Source organism: Clostridioides sp. LIBA-7602, assembly GCF_056688945.1.
Genome location: NZ_CP196991.1, coordinates 2,996,063 through 3,016,418, shown reverse-complemented (window position 1 = coordinate 3,016,418; position 20,356 = coordinate 2,996,063). Strand labels below are relative to the sequence as shown.

17 protein-coding genes and 1 pseudogene are annotated in these 20,356 nt (G+C 28.8%); all 18 read left to right on the top strand.

Translation table 11 applies throughout. The annotated features are described in order from the left end of the window. The first annotated feature begins 1 nt into the window (after position 1). The 18 genes and pseudogenes from coaBC (at position 2) to ACTG45_RS14315 (ending at position 20,191) form a co-directional block, all read left to right on the top strand. Positions 2-1,201, top strand: coding sequence for a bifunctional phosphopantothenoylcysteine decarboxylase/phosphopantothenate--cysteine ligase CoaBC (gene coaBC / locus ACTG45_RS14400; RefSeq protein WP_021385549.1), 1,200 nt, complete (start codon positions 2-4; stop codon positions 1,199-1,201). A 278-nt stretch (positions 1,202-1,479) separates the two neighbouring features. Continuing rightward, positions 1,480-3,969: a primosomal protein N' gene (priA, locus tag ACTG45_RS14395; protein WP_479919237.1), complete on the top strand. Its 2,490-nt coding sequence runs from the start codon at positions 1,480-1,482 to the stop codon at positions 3,967-3,969. A 17-nt stretch (positions 3,970-3,986) separates the two neighbouring features. Then, a complete protein-coding gene (def, locus tag ACTG45_RS14390; protein WP_021385382.1) occupies positions 3,987-4,427 on the top strand; it encodes a peptide deformylase in 441 nt (146 codons plus the stop codon). Positions 4,428-4,441: 14 nt separating this feature from the next. Further along, complete coding sequence (gene fmt, locus ACTG45_RS14385) at positions 4,442-5,371, top strand: methionyl-tRNA formyltransferase (protein ID WP_021385518.1); 930 nt, start codon at positions 4,442-4,444, stop codon at positions 5,369-5,371. A 9-nt stretch (positions 5,372-5,380) separates the two neighbouring features. Continuing rightward, a complete protein-coding gene (locus ACTG45_RS14380; protein WP_479919236.1) occupies positions 5,381-6,133 on the top strand; it encodes a DUF116 domain-containing protein in 753 nt (250 codons plus the stop codon). A gap of 65 nt (positions 6,134-6,198) precedes the next feature. Further along, positions 6,199-6,900 (top strand): zinc metallopeptidase, encoded by a 702-nt coding sequence (locus ACTG45_RS14375; protein ID WP_021385405.1) that lies wholly within the window; start codon positions 6,199-6,201, stop codon positions 6,898-6,900. 61 nt (positions 6,901-6,961) lie between these two features. Further along, entirely contained in the window at positions 6,962-8,287 is a 1,326-nt protein-coding gene (gene rsmB, locus ACTG45_RS14370; protein WP_021385566.1) for a 16S rRNA (cytosine(967)-C(5))-methyltransferase RsmB, read from the top strand. 8 nt (positions 8,288-8,295) lie between these two features. After that, positions 8,296-9,325 (top strand): annotated as a pseudogene (gene rlmN / locus ACTG45_RS14365) (dual-specificity RNA methyltransferase RlmN). A 19-nt stretch (positions 9,326-9,344) separates the two neighbouring features. After that, positions 9,345-10,097, top strand: coding sequence for a Stp1/IreP family PP2C-type Ser/Thr phosphatase (locus ACTG45_RS14360; RefSeq protein WP_021385496.1), 753 nt, complete (start codon positions 9,345-9,347; stop codon positions 10,095-10,097). A gap of 16 nt (positions 10,098-10,113) precedes the next feature. Next, on the top strand, positions 10,114-12,135 hold the full coding sequence (gene prkC, locus ACTG45_RS14355) for a PASTA domain-containing Ser/Thr kinase PrkC (protein ID WP_021385376.1): 2,022 nt from the start codon (positions 10,114-10,116) through the stop codon (positions 12,133-12,135). A 107-nt stretch (positions 12,136-12,242) separates the two neighbouring features. Continuing rightward, positions 12,243-12,980 carry an elongation factor P 5-aminopentanone reductase gene (ymfI, locus tag ACTG45_RS14350; protein ID WP_479919235.1) on the top strand — a complete coding sequence of 246 codons (738 nt, stop codon included), beginning with the start codon at positions 12,243-12,245 and terminating at the stop codon, positions 12,978-12,980. Positions 12,981-13,077: 97 nt separating this feature from the next. Continuing rightward, positions 13,078-13,962, top strand: a complete 885-nt coding sequence (rsgA, locus tag ACTG45_RS14345) for a ribosome small subunit-dependent GTPase A (RefSeq protein ID WP_479919234.1) — start codon at positions 13,078-13,080, stop codon at positions 13,960-13,962. 4 nt (positions 13,963-13,966) lie between these two features. Then, positions 13,967-14,638, top strand: coding sequence for a ribulose-phosphate 3-epimerase (gene rpe / locus ACTG45_RS14340; RefSeq protein ID WP_021385379.1), 672 nt, complete (start codon positions 13,967-13,969; stop codon positions 14,636-14,638). Between the two features lie 8 nt (positions 14,639-14,646). Next, positions 14,647-15,288, top strand: coding sequence for a thiamine diphosphokinase (locus ACTG45_RS14335; protein WP_479919233.1), 642 nt, complete (start codon positions 14,647-14,649; stop codon positions 15,286-15,288). 132 nt (positions 15,289-15,420) lie between these two features. Beyond that, a complete protein-coding gene (locus ACTG45_RS14330) occupies positions 15,421-16,050 on the top strand; it encodes an HAD family hydrolase (RefSeq protein WP_021385482.1) in 630 nt (209 codons plus the stop codon). A 54-nt stretch (positions 16,051-16,104) separates the two neighbouring features. Next, complete coding sequence (locus ACTG45_RS14325) at positions 16,105-16,761, top strand: nitroreductase family protein (RefSeq protein ID WP_021385448.1); 657 nt, start codon at positions 16,105-16,107, stop codon at positions 16,759-16,761. Between the two features lie 405 nt (positions 16,762-17,166). Then, positions 17,167-17,883 carry a response regulator transcription factor gene (locus tag ACTG45_RS14320; RefSeq protein ID WP_021385509.1) on the top strand — a complete coding sequence of 239 codons (717 nt, stop codon included), beginning with the start codon at positions 17,167-17,169 and terminating at the stop codon, positions 17,881-17,883. Continuing rightward, the gene (locus tag ACTG45_RS14315; protein ID WP_479919232.1) at positions 17,855-20,191 is read left to right on the top strand and encodes a sensor histidine kinase; all 2,337 of its coding nucleotides are present in this window, start codon (positions 17,855-17,857) and stop codon (positions 20,189-20,191) included. Before ACTG45_RS14320 ends, ACTG45_RS14315 begins: the two co-directional genes overlap by 29 nt. Positions 20,192-20,356 lie beyond the last annotated feature (165 nt).

Below are 20,356 nucleotides of genomic sequence, written 5' to 3'. Positions count from 1 at the left end.
CATGCTAAAAGATAAAACTGTTGTAATTGGCATAAGCGGCGGAATAGCTGCATATAAGGCTTGTGATGTTGTAAGTAAGTTAAAAAAACTAAATGCAAATATCCATGTTATAATGACAAAATCGGCAACAGAATTTGTTAAACCACTTACACTTCAATCACTAAGTCAAAATTATGTAGTAGAAGATATGTTTGAAGAACCAAAAACTTGGGAAGTTGAGCATATATCATTAGCAAAAAAGGCAGATTTATTTTTAATAGTGCCAGCAAGTGCAAATATTATAGGAAAAATTGCAAATGGTATAGCTGATGATATGTTGACAACTACTGTTATGGCAACAAAAGCACAAGTTTTGATGGCACCAGCTATGAATACTAATATGTATGAAAATCCAATTGTTCAAAAAAATATTCAAACGTTAAAGGATTTTGGGTATAAATTTATTGAACCAGAAAGTGGAAGACTTGCATGTGGAGATATTGGAGCAGGTAAATTAGCTAATCCAGATGTAATAGTAGAGGAAGTTTTAGCTAATCTTACTAAAGAGCAAGATTTAAAAGGTCAAAGCATTATAGTTACAGCTGGCCCAACTGTAGAAAGCATAGACCCAGTAAGATACCTAACTAATAGGTCTTCTGGTAAAATGGGATATTCTATAGCGAGAGAAGCTATATCTAGAGGTGCTGATGTAACATTAATATCAGGTCCTACAAACCTTTCTATTCCACAAAACCTTAAAAAGTTTGTGAAAATAGAATCAGCACAGGATTTGTATGAAGCGGTAGTATCAAATTTAAGTGAAAATAAAATTGTAATTCAAAGTGCAGCAGTTGCAGATTATAAGCCAAAAACCTATTCTGATAAAAAGATTAAAAAGAAGAATGATGATTTATCAATAGAACTAAGTAGGAATTATGATATTGCTTATGAAATAGGAAAAATAAAAGAAGATAGGATATTAGTAGGATTTGCAGCTGAAACTAACGACCTTATAGAACATGCCAAAGGAAAAATAAAAAAGAAAAATCTAGATTTTATTGTGGCAAATGATTTAACTAAAGAGGGTGCTGGTTTTAGAACTGATACTAATATTGTAAAAATCATAGATGTAGAAGGAAATATTACTGAGTATCCTAAAATGAAAAAAGAAGAAGTAGCTAATGTTATTTTAAATAAAATTAAAGTGTTACTTGAGAGATAAGAACTTTTTTAAATATGATATTTGTGTATTTTATCACAGCTAAAGTGGCTGAAAGCTGCAATTTAATTTTAGCGAGTAAAAACTCGCAAATGTCAGTTAAATTGTGGTTTTCAGCATTTATTTTGCCATAAAGTATAAAATATAATTAATAGTTAACTATTAAGATATGGTTAATATTATTAATGACTTGAAATTTTTTATAAATGCTGATATTTTTGACATTTTGTAAAATATATTAGAATATAAACAGTAGATTAAATTTAAGTAGAGGTTTTATAATGAAAAAATATGCAAAGGTAATAGTTAGAAGTAATACTATATACACAGATAATTTATTTACATATCAAATTCCTGTATTTTTATCAGAGTCTATAAGACTTGGACATAGAATATTAGTACCATTTGGAAAAGGTAATAGACCAACAGAAGCCTTTGTATTTCAATTTACAGATAGTTTAGATGAAAAAATAAAGATAAAAGAAATTATTGATATATTGGATGAGAAGCCAATATTTAGAGAAGAAGACTTAGAATTGGTTTATTGGATGAAAAATAGATATTTGTGTACTTATATAGAATGTATAAATTTAATATATCCAAAAGGATACAAATTAAATAATTATAAAGTGATATTATTAGGTGAAAGTTTAGCTGGATTAAACGAAGCTCAATTAAATGAAAAAATATTGACTTTGAGTGATAAAAATAGAGAGATATTAGAAAAAGTAATTGATGGTAAAGGAAAAATTAAGGTTGATAAGTTAAAATATATACCAAATCTAAATAGTTCTTTGTACACAATGAATAAAAATGGAATTATAAAGCTATGTTGGGAATACAAAAATCATAAAAATGAAAAGAAGGTATGTTATATATCTTTGAGTTTGGAAAATGATAAAATTGATGATTATATAGAACAAAATAAGATAAATGTAGGAAGCAAACAAAAAGAGATATTAAGTTTTCTTAAAAATAATGAAAATGTAGAGATAAATGATTTGTTAGATTTATTAAATGCCTCAAGACAAAGTATAAATTCTTTAAATAAAAAGAAGTTAATAACATTAGAGTTTAAGGATTACTATAGAGAGCCAAAAAGTATTTACAAATCTATATCAAAAAGTATAAAATTAAACAATGAGCAACAACAAGCGGTTGATGAGATAAAGTCAGATATGTTTGTGAATGAGAAGAAACCATACTTAATTCATGGCGTAACTGGAAGTGGAAAAACTGAAGTTTATATGGAAATAATAGAATTTGCATTAAATCAAGGTTTAGATAGTATATTTTTAGTTCCTGAAATAGCATTAACTCCTCAAACAATAGATAGGTTAAAAAGCAGGTTTGGTGATTTAGTTGGAGTGTTTCACAGTAAACTATCTGAAGGAGAAAAACATGACGTCTATAAAGCTGTAAAAGCAGGGAGAATAAGAGTTTTGATTGGAGCTAGGTCAGCTCTATTTGCACCTTTTAATTCTTTAGGTCTTATAATAATTGATGAATTCCATGAGTCATCATATAAGTCTGAGAAGAATCCAAAATTTAATGCCATAGAAGTAGCTAGATTTATGGCACTAAAAAATAATCTAACTCTTATTTTAGGTTCAGCTACTCCTTCAATTGAAGAATATTATAAAGCAAAATCTGGAGAATACAAACTTATAAATATAAAAAATAGAGCAAATGATAAACCTCTTCCAAACATCGAAGTGGTAGACATGAAAGATGAACTGGACAAGGGGAATAGGAGTATATTTAGTTTGAAGCTCCAAAAAGAAATAAGTTGTGCAATTGAAGAGAATAGCCAAGTCATACTGTTTTTAAATAGAAGAGGTTATGCAAATTTTGTATCTTGTAGAAAGTGTGGATACGTTTTTCAGTGTGAAAATTGTGACATATCTTTAACTTATCACAAGAAAAGTAATACTGGAAGATGCCACTATTGTGGATATGAGAAAGAAATACCAAAAGAGTGTCCTGAGTGCAAAAGTCACTATGTTAAGCCTTTTGGAGTTGGAACTCAAAAGATTGAAGAAGAATTAAAAAATATTTTTCCAGATATAAGAACCTTGAGAATGGATAAGGATACAACTTCAAAAAAAGGTGCTTTAGATGAAATACTAAATAAATTTAAAGATAAAGAAGCAGATGTACTCATTGGAACACAGATGTTAAGTAAAGGATTAGATTTTGATAATGTAACTTTAGTAGGGATTTTATCTGCAGATATGATATTAAATTTTCCAGATTTTAAAAGTTTTGAAACTACATTTCAACTGATAACTCAAGTTTCTGGAAGAGCCGGGAGAGCAGATAAAGAGGGTAAAGTAGTACTTCAGACATATGATACTGAACACTATGCTATTAAACATGCTATTGAATATGACTATGAGGGTTTTTATGAAGATGAGATAAAAATAAGAAAAGCATTTGGATATTCTCCTTTTAATAACATGTTGAGTGTAGTTGTTAGTGGTGAAGATGAGAGATTAGTAGTAAAAAACATAAAAAATATGCATGCATCATTGATTTATTTATTAGAAAAAAGGGGTATAAATGATTTAGGATTTATATTAGGTCCAAACCCATGTTCAATATCAAAAATAAATCAAAATTATAGATGGCAGATACTCTTTAAAGATGAAAATATTGAAATTAATCTGTTAAAGGGTATAATAAAATATATATGTATAACAAAACGAGATTTGATATTTGATAAGAATATCAATGTATCTATAGATATTAATCCAAACAGTGTATTATAAATTTAGGAGGAAATATAATGGCTTTAAGACAGATAGTTCAAATAGGAGAACCAGTATTAAGAAAAAAATCAAAAAAGGTTGAAAAAATTGATGAAAAAATAATACAATTATTAGATGATATGGCAGAAACTATGTATGATGCAGATGGTGTTGGATTAGCTGCACCTCAAGTTGGAATTTTAAAAAGAGTAGTAGTAATAGATATCGGAGAAGAACTTATAGAACTTATAAATCCTGAAATAATAGAAACATCTGGAGAGCAAATAGACGAGGAAGGATGTTTAAGTGTTGTTGGAGAGGGTGGAGATGTTCGAAGACCAAATTATGTAAAAGTTAGAGCTTTAAATAGAAATGGTGAAACAATAGAGTTAGAAGGAGAAGAACTTTTAGCTAGAGCATTTTGTCATGAGATAGACCATTTAGATGGAATTCTATTTGTTGATAGAATAGAAAAGTAGTAGGAGTTGATTTAATGAAAATAGTATTTATGGGGACACCTGATATAGCGGTTCCTTGTTTACAAAAAATAATAGATGAGAAGTATGATATATTAGGTGTTGTAACTCAGCCAGATAAACCAAAAGGAAGAGGTAAGAAACTAGGCATGAGTCCAGTAAAAGAGCTTGCAATTGAAAATAATATACCTGTATATCAACCAATCAAAGCTAGGGATGAAGAATTCATAGAGACAATGAAATCTTTAAATCCAGATGTAATAGTGGTTGTAGCTTTTGGACAGATACTTCCAAAAGACATATTAGAAATTCCTAAACTTGGATGTATAAATGTCCATGTTTCTTTACTTCCAAAATATAGAGGTGCGGCACCTATAAATTGGGTAATAATAAATGGTGAAGAAAAGACTGGTGTTACAACTATGTACATGGATGAAGGTTTAGATACTGGAGATATGATATTAAAAACAGAAGTGAATCTTGATGATAATATAACAGCAGGAGAACTTCATGATAAAATGATGAACATAGGTGCAGAAACTTTAAAAGAAACATTAAAGTTAATTGGAGAAGGAACTGCACCAAGAGAGGTACAAAATCATGAAGAATTTTCTTATGCTCCAATAATGAATAAATCATTAGGCAATATAGATTTTTCAAAAAATGCTATGGAAATACACAATTTAGTTAGAGGTGTAAACCCATGGCCAAGTGCTTATACTACTTACAATGGTGTTACAATGAAAATCTGGAAAACCAAAGTGTTAGATGAAGAAAGCACAAAAGATGCAGGTACAATAATTGATGTAAATAAAGAGGGTATAAAAGTAAGTACTAAAGATAAGGTACTTTTAATTGAAGAAATTCAGATGCCAAATAAAAAGAGAATGTTGGTTGGTGAATATATAAAAGGGAATACTATAGAAACTGGTTTAGTATTGGGTTAGGTGAAAAGTATGACAGATATAAAGAAGTATTTAACAAGTGTTGGGATTTTAATTTTAATATTAGGGATTTTGATAGGAGTTGTAAACTTTTTTATAATGAGTTTAACTCAAATATTTTCTTTAGCAATAAATGTTATAATAATATCACTAATACTTATAATACTATCTTCAACAGCAGTTACTTATAGAGTAATTAAAGGAAAAAATGTTAACTCAAATATAATGAAAATAAACTTTAAGATTGTCAGTGGATTATTTCCCATTATATCTTTCATTGCATCCTCATTTGGTATGTCAAAAAGTGAGATTAGAAGGATATATATAAAGTTAAATAATGAATATATATACAGTAATAAATATAATTTTAATCCAGAGGATATAATAATTTTAATACCTCATTGTATTCAAGAGAATAGTTGTAAATTAAAAGTTACTAATGATATAGATAATTGTAAAGAATGTGGAAGATGCAATATAGGAGAATTGACTAAGTTGAAGAAAAGCAGTAAAGTAAAAATATTTGTAGCTACAGGAGGAACTTTAGCTAGAAAAATTATAATAGACAATAAACCTAAAGCTGTTATAGCTGTTGCATGTGAAAGAGACTTAACATCTGGAATACAAGATATAAAAAAAATTCCTGTTTTAGGTGTATTTAACAAAAGACCTAACGGACCCTGTGTAAATACTAATGTAGATATGGTAGATATTGAAAAAGCTATAGACTTTTTAACAGGAAAAAATATATTAGCTTGTAATTAAACTGTTTTTAAGCTATGTGAATATTAAGAGGATGTGTAAAAATATATTTTAGGAGAGTGTTATTTATGTACCCTGTATATGGCGGTTTTTGGGGATTTGACCCAACGATGATTATATTAATTCCAGCTATACTATTCACTGCATATGCACAATTTAAAGTGAGTTCAACAACAAATAAGTATTTGAAAGTAAGAACACGTCGAGGATATACTGGAGAACAAACAGCAAGAAGAGTACTTGATTCAAATGGTCTGTATGATGTAAGTATAGAAATGGTTAGAGGACACTTAAGTGACCACTATGACCCAAGAAGAAAGGTCGTAAGATTATCAGAAGATGTATATTATGGAACTTCCATAACTTCTGTTGCAGTAGCTGCACATGAGTGTGGTCATGCAATGCAACATGCTAAAGGTTATGCTCCTCTTCAAATAAGAAGTAGCTTAGTGCCAGTAGTAAATTTTGCATCAAGTATATCTTGGTTTTTAATATTTATAGGATTTATTATGGCTGGTCCATTTTTAAAAATTGGTATACTATTGTTTTCAGCTTCAGTATTATTTCAGATAATAACATTACCTGTAGAATTTAATGCTTCAAGTAGAGCAATTGTTCAACTTGGAAATTTAGGTATTATAGATGAGAGTGAGTCAAGACAAAGTAGAAAAGTGCTTTCAGCAGCAGCTTTAACATATGTTGCAGCAGCATTGGTTTCAATACTTCAATTACTTAGATTGTTACTAATAGCTCAAAGAAGAGATGACTAAAAGTAAAGTGGGTTGTTTAGAAACAACCCTTTTTTATGTTTAATAAAAGGGAGAAATTTATATGGATGCAAGAGAAATTGGATTTAAAGTATTATGTGATATAGAGAAAAATAATAACTACTCAAATATTGCAATAAATAAACATTTTAAAAACTTAGAAATAAGTGATATGGATAGAGGACTTGCAACAGAGTTAATCTATGGTGTAATAGAAAATAAGTATTATTTAGATTACATAATCAATAAACTTTCAAAAATAAAAGTAAAAAAAATGTCAACTTATGTTAAAATCTTTTTAAGAATGGGAACATATCAAATTTTATTTTTGGATAGTATATCAGATTATGCAGCAGTCAATGAAACTGTAAAATTATCTAAAAAATATGATAAAAAGTCTTCTGGTTTTATAAATGCTATTCTTAGAAATGAAATAAGAAGTAAAGATACTATAATGGACATAACTGAGGAAGATAGTGTAAAATACTTATCTATAAAGTATTCTTATAATTCTTGGATTATAAAAAATTGGATAGATAATTTTGGACAAGAATTTACTGAAGATTTATTGGAGGCAAACGATGAAAAGCCGAGTATTTATATAAGAACCAATACACTTAAAATAAGTAGAGAGGAACTTATTGAAAAATTAAATGCAATGGGTATTGTATGTTTAAAAGTTCCTATGGTAGAAGAAGCTATTAAAGTCGAAAAAATGAAGAATATAGAAAATAATGAATTATTTAAAGCTGGTTTATTTACAATTCAAGATATAAGTTCTATGATAGTAGGGAAAGTAATTAACCCAAAAGAAGATTCGTCTATTTTGGATGTATGTAGTGCTCCTGGTGGAAAATCTACTCATCTAGCTACTTTGATGAATAATACTGGTAAAGTAATAGCTAGAGATATTTTTGAGCACAAATTAAAGCTTATAAAAGCTACTGTAAATAGACTGGGCATTAAAAATGTCTGTGTAGAAAAGTTTGATGCTTCTGAAATTGATGAAAATAGTATAAGTGAATTTGATTATGTTTTAGCAGATGTTCCTTGTTCTGGGCTTGGTATAATAAGACGTAAGCCAGAAATTAAATACAAGAAAGAAGAGGACTTAAAAGATATTACTTCTATACAAAAGAAAATTTTAGAAAATGCATCAAAGTATGTTAAAATTGGTGGAACTTTAGTATATAGTACATGTACAATTCAAGATATGGAAAATATAAATATAGTTACTTCTTTTATTGAAGAAAATAATAATTTTGAATTGACTCCAATTGATACAGTAAATGTAGACTTGGATAATCAAGACAAAGGGTATTTAAAGATATATCCTAATATTCATGGTATAGATGGTTTTTTCATAGCAAAATTAAAGAGAATAAGGTAGTGAAGATAATGGAAAAGAAAAAAGTAGTATTAAAAAATTTTACTGAAGATGAACTTAAAGAATTTATGAAGACTATAGATGAAAAGCCCTTTAGAGGAAGTCAAATATTTGCTTGGATATATAAGGGTGCAAAAACTTTTGATGATATGAATAATATACCAAAAAGTTTGAGAAATAAATTAGAAGAAGTTTCATGTATAGGACATATAGATATAGAATTAAAGTTAGAGTCTAAGGTAGATAGTACAAAAAAATATTTGTTTTTATTAGATGATGGAAATATAATAGAAACTGTGATGATGGATTATGATAGTAGGGTTACTGTCTGTATTTCCAATCAAGTGGGTTGTAGAATGGGATGTAATTTCTGTGCATCTACAATGGATGGATTGATTAGAAACTTAGAACCATGGGAGATTTTAGACCAAGTTATTAAAATTCAAGAAGATACTGGCAAGAGAGTATCAAATCTTGTATTGATGGGAAGTGGTGAACCACTTGATAATTTTGAAAATACAAAACAATTTTTAAAAATAATTAATGAAAAAAATGGTCTTAATATAGGGTATAGACACATAACTCTTTCAACTTGTGGAATAGTACCTAAAATGTATGAATTGGCAGATTTAAAAATAGCCATAAATTTAGCTTTATCACTTCATTCTCCATATGATGAAGAAAGACGAAAAATTATGCCTGTAGCAAATGCTTACTCTATTAAAGAAATATTGGATGCATGTAGATACTATAAAAAAGACAAATAGAAGGGTCACATTTGAATATTCTCTTATAAAAGGAGTAAATGACTCAGAACAAGAAGCAAAGGCATTAGCTAAGCTCCTAAAAGGTATGCTCTGCCATGTAAATTTAATTCCAATAAACAAAGTCGAAGAAAGAGAATATGAAAAGCCTGATAAAGCATTTATTTATAAATTTAGGGATAGTTTGGAGAAAAATAATATACCTGCTACAGTTAGAATGTCTATGGGTTCTGATATTAGTGGAGCTTGTGGTCAATTGAGAAGAAAATACAAGTAATTTGTAAGGAGGAAGTCGTATGGTTTATAGTTGTGCCTCCCATATAGGTAAAATAAGAAAAAACAATGAAGACTACTGTGAGGGAGAAGTTATAGATACAGAACATGGTCCAATAGGAATATTTGCCATAGCTGATGGAATGGGCGGACATAAAAAGGGTGAGGTCGCCAGTAAATTAGCAGTAGAAAATATAATTGATTTTCTAAAAGAAAACTTATTACAACATGATAATGTAAAAATAGACTATATAGATGATATATTAAAACAGGCTTATAATAATGTAAACTCAATTGTGCACAATAAATCTATGGAAGATATAGAGTTTGAAGGAATGGGAACTACATTAGTTACAGCTATAGTGTATAACAATGTCTTATATGTGGCAAATGTTGGAGATAGCAGATGTTATTTGTTAACAGATGAAAAATTTGATAAAATAACTATAGACCATTCCGTGGTTGAAGAACTTATGATGGCTCATGTTATTACAGAAGAAGAGGCGAGAAGACATCCACAAAGGAATAGAATAACTAGAGCAATTGGAACAGATGATATGGTTGTTGTAGATATTTTTAAGAAAGAAATTAAAAAAAGTGATATAATACTTCTTGCGACAGATGGATTAACTGGGTTTATTGATGATGAAGATATAAGAGATTTAATATTAGATTATGAATACGAGAGAATTAGTAATATAAGTGAAGAATTGATAAGTATGGCCAATGATGTTTCTGGTAAAGATAATGTTTCGGTTATAGTGATAAAAGTATAATTAGGACGGTGATATTGTGGGAGATACAATTTTAGGAAATCGATATGAAATCATCAGAAAGATTGGTGATGGAGGTATGGCCTTTGTATATGAGGCTAAAGACAGGTTATTAAACAGGACTGTTGCACTTAAGGTACTTAGACCTGAATTTGTAGATGACGATGAATTTTTAACAAAATTTAAAAGAGAGGCAGAGGCAGTAGCTAGTCTTTCTCATCCAAATATAGTAAATGTTTATGATGTTGGTGAAGATGGAAAAGTTCACTACATTGTAATGGAGTTTGTAGATGGTAAGAATCTAAAAGAGATTATACAAGATGAAGGTATATTAGATGAATATACTGCATTAGATATAACAAAACAGATAGCTATGGCACTTAGTGCTGCACATAAAAAAGGGATTATACATAGAGATATAAAACCTCATAATATCCTCATATCCAATGAAGGAAGAGTAGTAAAAGTAGCTGATTTTGGTATAGCTAAAGCTGTCTCAAACTCAACAATGACCAATATTGGTAGTATAATCGGTTCAGTACATTATTTTTCACCAGAACAAGCCAAAGGTAAATTTGTAACTAATAATGCTGACCTGTATTCTTTAGGTATAGTTTTATATGAAATGTTGATAGGAAAAGTTCCATTTAGGGGAGATAGTCCAATTTCTATAGCTCTTCAACACATTAATGATGATATAGATTTTACATCAGAAGAAAAAGTTAGAATTCCTCAAAGTGTAAGAACTACGATAAAAAAGCTTACAGAAAAATCTAGTGCAGACAGATACCAAACTGCTGAAGAGTTGATAGAAGATATCGAGTATATAGAAAAAAACATTGATTTAGATTTTATAAAAGAATATGATGATTTTGCAACTAAGAAAATTGATGAAAAGGAAATTAATAAAGTTGTAAATCCAATACTTGCAAAGCCAGCTCCCGAAAAAGTAGTTAAGCCTGTTGAAGTTGCTGATTTGGATGAAGATGATGATTACTATGATGATTTTTATGAAGACGATGATGAAGAAGATGAAGATGAGGAAGAGATAATGAGAGCTAAAAAGAATCAGAAACCTAAGAATACTACAAGTAAGAGGGCTAAGAAAAAGAAGAAAAAACAGGAAAGTCCAAAGTCTAGAAAAAGATTAAAAGTAATTGCAGCTGTTTTAATAGTAATATTATGTGCTCAAGTATTCCTAGCATATAAATTTTTATTTGCAGGAGGGTTTGGCAGTAAGTCTCTGAGTGTTCCTAATCTTGTAAACATGACTTTGGAAGAAGCTCAAAGTGCTGTTGAAAAAGAAGGATTATCCTTAAGTGTAAAAAGTGAAGAGTATAGTAGTGAGGTCGATGAAAACTGTATAATATCACAGACACCTGAAGGAGGAAGCACAAATGTTAAGAAGGGTGATACTATAAATGTTGTTGTAAGCAAAGGTGCAAATCAGGCTTCTGTTCCTAATGTAGTAGGACTTACTTTAAGTAATGCAAAGCAACTTATTGAGGAAAATAACTTAAAAGTGGGGACAGTTAAGTATGAGTACAGTTCAATATATAAAGAAGGTACAGTTTTAAATCAAAGTCCAGGAGCTAGTTCATCAAGAGTTCAAGAGGGCGATGAGATAAACCTATATGTGAGTAAAGGTTCAGAAAAATCAAATACACAGACACCAACAACACCAGACAAAACACCAACAACACCTGATGATGATGATACAAAAACACCTGGTTCAAACTCAGGAAATAACGGCAGTAACTCAGGAGGTTCAAACTCAGGAAATAGTGGAGGAAATTCAGGAAATAACGGTAGTAATTCAGGAGGTTCAAACTCAGGAAATAGTGGAGGAAACTCAGGAAACAACGGTAGTAACTCAGGAGATAATGGAGATAATTCAGGAGGTTCAAATTCAGGAAATAGTGGAGATAATTCAGGAGGCTCAAACTCAGGAAATAGTGGAGATAACTCAGGAGGCTCAAGCTCAGGAGGAAATGGAGAAACTCCATCTGGAACTGGCGGAAATATTGGTAAAACAGAATAAATGTTAGCAAAATAAGAGCTGTCCTTTTATGGAAAATATTTTCTTTAAAGGGGCAGTTTGTTTTGTATAAAATATGGAATTGGTTATAATAAAGGAGAAAAGAGTTTATGGAAAATAAAACAGTTTTAATTACAGGAGGCTCTAGAGGTATTGGCAAAGCTATGTGTGAAGCTTTTGCAAAAGAAGGATATAATGTATTAATAAACTTTAATAAGTCAGAAAATGAAGCTAAAGAGTTGTATACTAAATTAAGTGAAAAAAATTTTTCTGTAAAATTATTTAAAGCAGATATTTCAAATAGAGTAGATGTAGAGAATATGATAGATTATTGCATAAAAGAATTTGGGGGGGTGGACGTACTCGTAAATAATGCTGGTATAAGTCAAGACAAGTTATTTACAGATATAACTGATGAAGACTGGGATAGTATGATGAATATTAACTTAAAAGGAAGTTTTTATTGTTCACAAGTTGCTTTAAAATACATGATATCAGAAAAAAAAGGGAATATAATTAATATATCTTCGATTTGGGGAATATCAGGTGCTTCTTGTGAAGTACATTACTCTATAACAAAAGCAGGTATAATAGGTATGACAAAGGCATTAGCTAAAGAAGTTGGACCATCAAATATTAGAGTAAATAGTATAGCTCCAGGTGTTATTGATACTGACATGTTATCTGAATATAATAAAGAAGATATAAATATTCTTGTAGAAGAAACTCCTCTAATGAGGCTTGGAACCCCAGAAGATATAGCAAATTGTGCTATTTTCTTAGCATCGGATAAATCAAATTTTATCACTGGTCAAGTAATTAGTCCAAACGGAGGATTTGTTATTTAAAAAAAATGTGGTATTATATAAAAATAGGAAACAATAACACGATATACTGCTTAGAAACAGTATATGTTTATATAAATTTTATAAAGGGAGGCATTTGATGCTAGAAGGAAAAATTATAAAGGGGATTAGTGGATTTTATTATGTGGATACAAACAATGGTCTTTATGAATGTAAAGCTAGAGGAATATTTAGAAAGAAAAAAATAACACCTTTAGTTGGAGATAGAGTGAAGATAAGTGTTGTTGATGAAGACGAAAAAAAAGGTATCTTAGAAGAAATAGATATTAGAGATACAGAACTCATAAGACCTCCTATAGCAAATGTAGATAAGGCATTAATAGTATTTGCAATAAAAAATCCTAAACCAAACTTGTCTCTTTTAGATAGATTTATAGTTTTGGCAGAAAAAGAAAATTTAGAAACTGTAATAATCCTTACAAAAGCAGATTTAGATGATAATGATACGTTAGAAACTGTTAAAAATATATATGAACTTAGTGGATATAAGGTCATCCCAGTAAGTAATATTACTAAGTTAAATATAGAGAAGGTAAAAGAAGAACTAAAAGAAAATGTTGTAGTATTTGCAGGACCATCTGGAGTTGGAAAATCAAGCTTGCTAAATGAAATAGACGAAAACTTTAAACTGCAAACAGGAGTGGTAAGTGACAAAATAAAAAGAGGAAAACACACTACTCGCCATGCAGAACTTTTAAAGTTGGAATTTGGTGGAATGGTTGCAGATACACCAGGATTTAGTTCACTTGCACTTGAAGATATAGAAGAAGTTGAACTTAAAGATTATTTTATAGAATTTGATAAATTTAATGATTGTAAGTTTGGTTCAAAATGTATTCATGAAAATGAACCCAATTGTGCTATAAAAGAAGCTGTTGCAAATGGAGAAATATCTAAAGAAAGATATGATAGTTATATACAGCTACTAAATGAAATAAGACAAAATAACAGTAGGAGGTATTAGAAACATGATTAAATTAGCACCATCAATATTATCAGCAGATTTTGCAAAATTATTAGAGGATGTAAAGAAGGTAGAGAGTGCAGGATGTGAATATCTTCATATCGATGTAATGGATGGACACTTTGTACCAAATATTACATTAGGTCCACTTGTAGTTAAAAGCCTAAAAAAAGAAAATATAAATATGGTATTTGATGCTCATCTTATGATAGAAAATCCAGACCAGTATATTGAAGAGTTTGTAAAAGCAGGATGTGATATAATAACAGTTCATCAGGAAGCTTGTGTGCATCTACATAGAACTATACAAAATATAAAATCATATGGAATAAAAGCAGGTGTAGTGCTTAATCCAGCTACACCAATAGATACTATTAAGCATGTGCTACCTGATTTAGATATGGTATTATTAATGTCTGTTAATCCTGGATTTGGAGGTCAATCATTTATACCTTGTGTTTTAGATAAAATTAAAGAGTTAAAAGCCCTTATAGATAATCAAGGATTAAACATTGATATAGAAGTTGATGGTGGTATAAGCCCTAAAAATGTGGCTGAAGTTGTACAGGCAGGGGCTAATGTAATAGTAGCAGGTTCTGCAATATTTGGAAGTGATGACATTCAAGAAACAGTTAATTTATTTAGAAAGAATGCTTCTCTTGAAGAATTGGTTTAAATTTAAGAATGAAAATATGTATTATTTTAAATGGTGAAATTGAAGATTACGAAATTACAAGAAATATTATAATTAAAGAATGTTATGACTGTATAATATGTGCAGATGGAGGGGCAAATCATGCCTACAAAATGGAAATCATGCCAGATTATATATTAGGCGACTTAGATTCAGTAGACGAAGGAAAGGTAGATTTTTACAGAAATCAAGGTGTTAAATTTGAAAAATTTCCATCTAAGAAAGATGAGACTGATACAGAGCTTTGTCTTTTTTTAGCCAAAACTCTTAAAGCAAATCATATTGATTTTTTTGGAGCTTTAGGTGGAAGGATTGACCATACTATTACCAATATAAATCTATTATACTATCTAAAAGAAGATGGTATATATTCTAGAATATTCTCTGATAAAGAAGAGATGTATATAGTTATGAATGAGGAAATTACTTTACATGGAAATGCAGGTGATACTATTTCTGTAATAGCTCTAAAAGGAGATGCTAAAGGTGTAACACTTACTGGTTTAGAATACCCTCTAGATAACTATTATATGAAATACTCTGTACCTATTGGAATGTCAAATGTTATGTTGAGTAATTCTTGTAGTATTAAAGTAGAGCAAGGGTGTGTACTTGTAGTTAGAAATTTATAAAAGTCGATTTTGGCAATTGATTTTATATTACAAAGCAGATACAATCAAGTAAAATATATTTATGATTGTATCTGCTTTTTAGTATATAATTATAAATATATGATAAATTTTGGACATAAGGGGGATTTTTTTGTGGTAGATAGTATTATTTTTGATTTAGATGGAACTTTATGGGATTCAACTGAAGAAGTATGCAAGGTATGGCAGGATGTTTTAAATAAGCATAAAGATATAGACTTAAATGTCACAAGAGAGTTGTTTAGAAGCGTCATGGGTCTTTCTTTTGATGAAATAGCAAATCGTTTATTTCCAACTTTAAGTGAAGAAGAAAGAATGAATTTATTGAATGAATGTTCCTTAAAAGAATGTGACTATTTATCTGAAAATGGAGCTAAATTATTTGATGGTATAGAAGATACTCTTAGATTGCTATCTAAAAAGTATAAATTATTTATAGTAAGCAATTGCCAAGCTGGATATATAGAATCTTTTTTAAAAGCACATAAGTTAGAACAGTATTTTATAGATTTTGAATGTCCTGGAAATACTGGCTTACATAAAGGTGAGAATAATAAACTTATAATCGATAGAAATAAATTAATTAATCCAATTTATGTTGGAGATACGCAAGGTGATGCAAATAGTGCTAAGTTTGTAAGTATACCTTTTATATATGCAAAGTATGGATTTGGGAATGTAGATGGATATGAATATTCTATAGACTCATTTAAAGATTTATTAGAACATGATATATTAAAATAGGATGAGTTTAGAGATTATATTAAAATAATAAAAAAGTTATGGGGGGATTTAAAAATGGAATTACAAGATACTATTTTTAAAAGACAAAGTGTAAGAAAGTTTAAAAATCAAGATGTTTCAGATGAGGATATTTTAAAAATGATAAAAGCAGCTGGAGCAGCTCCATCAGGAAAAAATATTCAAAATTGGCATTTTGTAGTTATAAAGCGACGTGATTTGATGGAAAAAATTGCAGCTGTAATAACTAAAAAACAACAAGAAATACTTGTAGAGATGGATAAAGTATCAGCAGAAAAGGCTAATAGATTTAGAAAGTTTGTACCAAACTTTACATTATTCTATTTAAAAGCCCCAGTTTTAGTATTAGTTTTTACAAAGGTGTATAATCCATCAGGATATTATGAATTAGAACTTATAGATGCACCTAAAGAGACTATAGATAAGTTATTTATAAGAAATCCAGGTATGCAGAGTTTAGGTGCTGCAATTGAAAACTTTACCTTATCAGCAATTGAGTTAGGGTATGGTTCTTGTTGGTTGACAAGTCAAAACTATGCAGCAGATGAGATAGAAGATGTTTTAGAAGCAGAAACTGGATTTGAAAAGGGAGAGTATTTTTTAGGAGCAATGTTAGCTCTTGGAGTACCAGAAGATAACCTAAAGAGTCCATCTAAAAAGCCAGTAGAAGAAATATGCACATTTATAAAGTAAAAATGATGATTTCTATAAAAGCAAATTGAAGTAAAAATAAATATGTTAAAAATTAAAAAGTAGATTTTATTGATATTAATATTATATTTCAAATCATTGATTTAATTGATACAATAAGAGCTACTTTTTTTGTGCATATTAATTTTGAATATATTTAAATCTTTAGAAAATCTTTAGAAAAGTATATATAATATCTTAAGTTTTTAACTTTAATATTAAGTATATAAACAAAATAAAACAATACTAAACTTTGTACTAGAGGGAGGTCTTCAAAATGGGAATTTAAGTACAAATAACTAAAATAAAAAGCTATAAATATATAAAAAAATGGAAAAACTTCTATCATATTGTATAATCATAGATATAAAGAAAATTTACAAATTAATTGATATAAAGGAGATTAAAATGAATTCATATAATATTTTGGTGGTAGAAGATGAAAAAGAAATAGCAGATGCTATAGAAATATACCTATTAAATCAAGGGTATAATGTTTTTAAGGGATACAATGGATTAGAAGGGCTTAAGGTTATAGAAAATCAAGAAATACATCTGGCAATAGTTGATATAATGATGCCTAAGATGGATGGAATAACACTTACAATGAAGCTTAGAGAAAGTCATAATTTTCCAGTAATAATGTTATCTGCAAAATCAGAGGAAGTTGATAAAATAATGGGGCTTAATATAGGAGCAGATGATTATGTGACAAAACCTTTTAAGCCATTAGAGCTATTGGCTAGAGTTAATTCACAACTTAGAAGATATACTAAGTATCTAAACATGGTTGGAGATAAAGAGCAAAGTGTAGAAGCTAATGATAGCGTATTTGCAATAGGTGGATTAGAATTAAATGAAAATACAAAAGAAGTTAGTATTGATGGAAAATATATAAAAACAACTCCTATAGAATTTAAAATACTAAGTTTACTTATGAGAAATGCAGGAAGAGTTTTTTCTGCTGATGAAATATACGAAAGAGTTTGGAATGAGAATGCTGTAAATACAGATACAGTTATGGTACATGTTAGGAATATAAGAGAAAAAATAGAGATAGACCCAAAAAATCCAAAATATTTGAAGGTGGTGTGGGGTGTTGGATACAAAATTGAAAAAATTTAAAGATAAATATATAGTTACTATTATAGTTTTTATACTTATGTTATCAGCATCATTAGGAATGGTTAGTCAATATTCTACTATACAAGCAGGTGCTAAAGGTGGAGCTAAAAATCCATTTGAACAAGAAAATTTTGTAGATGATATATATAAAGGAAGTTATGTTTTATATCACAATATGAAAGAAGATCAAGAAGGAAAAATGATACAACCATCAAAGCTTTTTATAAATGAAGAAACTATGAACTATATAAAAAATGTGGGCAAAGAAAAAAACTCATATGAGGGTTCAGAAAGCTATTATACAGATGATAGTATTAATGCAGATTTTAATGAAAACTTTGAAAGTTGGGAGTCTTTTATTAATGATTCAGGAAAAAATTTAAAATATTATTTAGTTGATAAAGAAAAAAATTTCGAACTTTTTAATGAAGATAAAGAATTAAGAGCTCTTGATACAACAAAGAATGATAGTTCAGGAGAAAATTCTGATGAAAATCAAACAAAAAATACAACAATGAGTGACGAAGAAAGACAAAATAAGATTAAGGGTATAAAAGAAAATTATAGATTTTATGTTGTAATGAATTTTGATAAAGATGGAAAAGTAAATGTTGTCGATTCTTATGGAGTAAATCAAAAAGTTATTAATCAAATGCTATTATCTAAAGCAAGAGAAGATTTAATGAATACAAATTTAGGTGAAAATTCAATTTCATATAAACTAACACCAATAAAAAATGTAACATTAGTATATGCTATTCCTAAAGTAATAAGCAAAGATGATAGTGCAGGGTATGGTTATGGAAGTATTTATAACAGCGATAATATAAGTGGATATATAAACAATGTAGAAAATAATTCTTATTATAAAATTTCTGGAATGATTTTAAAAATTATGTTAGCTATAGTCGTGATTGTGGCTTTAGCATTCCCATATAGAAAATCTAAGGAGTTACTAGGATTTGATACATTATCAAGAATACCATTGGAGATACTTTTTATTGCCGTTGCTATTGTACAGGGGATTGTAGACTTATATCCAACTGGTATAATAAGTGATACCTTGAATGGAAATTATGTAGAGTATCTAATAAATAATGATATAAGTGCTAAAATGGCAAGTATATTGGTAAGCTTGATGAATCTAACTTATTGGTTTGTAATCTTCTCAATAATATTTGTATTTATAACACTTTTAAAACATATTTTAAATGTTGGAATAAGAGAGTATTTTGTAAAGAATACTGTAACAGGAATGTTTTTTGTATGGTTTAGAAAAGCATGGAAAAAGGTTATTAATCAAATTAGAACAATAAATTTAAAAGAAAAACCAAATAAAACTATAGCTATAATTCTGGGAGTAAACTTAGTAATTATAGTTATAATGTGTAGTATGTGGTTCTTTGGGATAATACTTGCAATAATTTACTCAATAGTTTTATTTAAAGTACTATCAGATTATTCTAAAAAGACAGTATGTGAATATAATCAACTTTTGGATGTTACTAAGAAAATTTCAGATGGAAACTTAGAAGTAAATATGGAAAAAGATTTAGGATTCTTTAATCCTATAAAAGATGAACTAGGAAATATTCAAACTGGATTTAAAAAAGCTGTTGATGAAGAAGTTAAGAGTCAAAAGATGAAAACAGAGCTTATATCAAATGTATCACATGACTTAAAAACACCTTTAACATCTATAATCACTTATATAGATTTATTAAAAGATGAAAGTATAACAGAAGAAAATCGCAGATTGTATATTGATACATTGGATAGAAAATCACAAAGATTACAACACTTAATAGAAGACTTGTTTGAAGTAAGTAAGGTAAATAGTGGAGATGTACATTTGAATATAGTAAATGTAGATATTGTATCTCTAATGAAACAGACACTTTTAGAGTTAGATGACAAAATTGCAGATTCATCTCTAATATTAAAAAATAATTTTTCTAGTGAAAAAATAATATTACCACTGGATAGTCAGCGTACATTTAGAGTATTTGAAAATCTTATAATAAATATAAGTAAGTATGCAATGCCAAGTTCAAGAGTGTATATTGATATTTTAGAAACAGATAATAAAGTAACTATTATGCTTAAGAATATGTCTGCAACTGAGATTGATTTTAGTGTAGATGATATAATGGAGAGATTTGTAAGAGGGGATAAGTCACGTAATACAGAAGGCTCTGGACTTGGTCTAGCAATAGCAAAAAGTTTTGTAGAGTTACAGGGTGGTAAGATGAATATAAGTGTAGATGGAGACTTATTTAAAGTTACAATTACTTTTAATAAAAAATAGATTAGACTTCTATCACAGATTATAACTATAGATTCTATAAAATAAAATTTTGTAAAAGTTGTCTTGAAATATAATGTTAATTTGTACAAATAAAAAGGTGAATCCTGATATACTGGATTCACCTTTTTTAGTTTATAAAACATATTATGTATATCCTGTTGTATT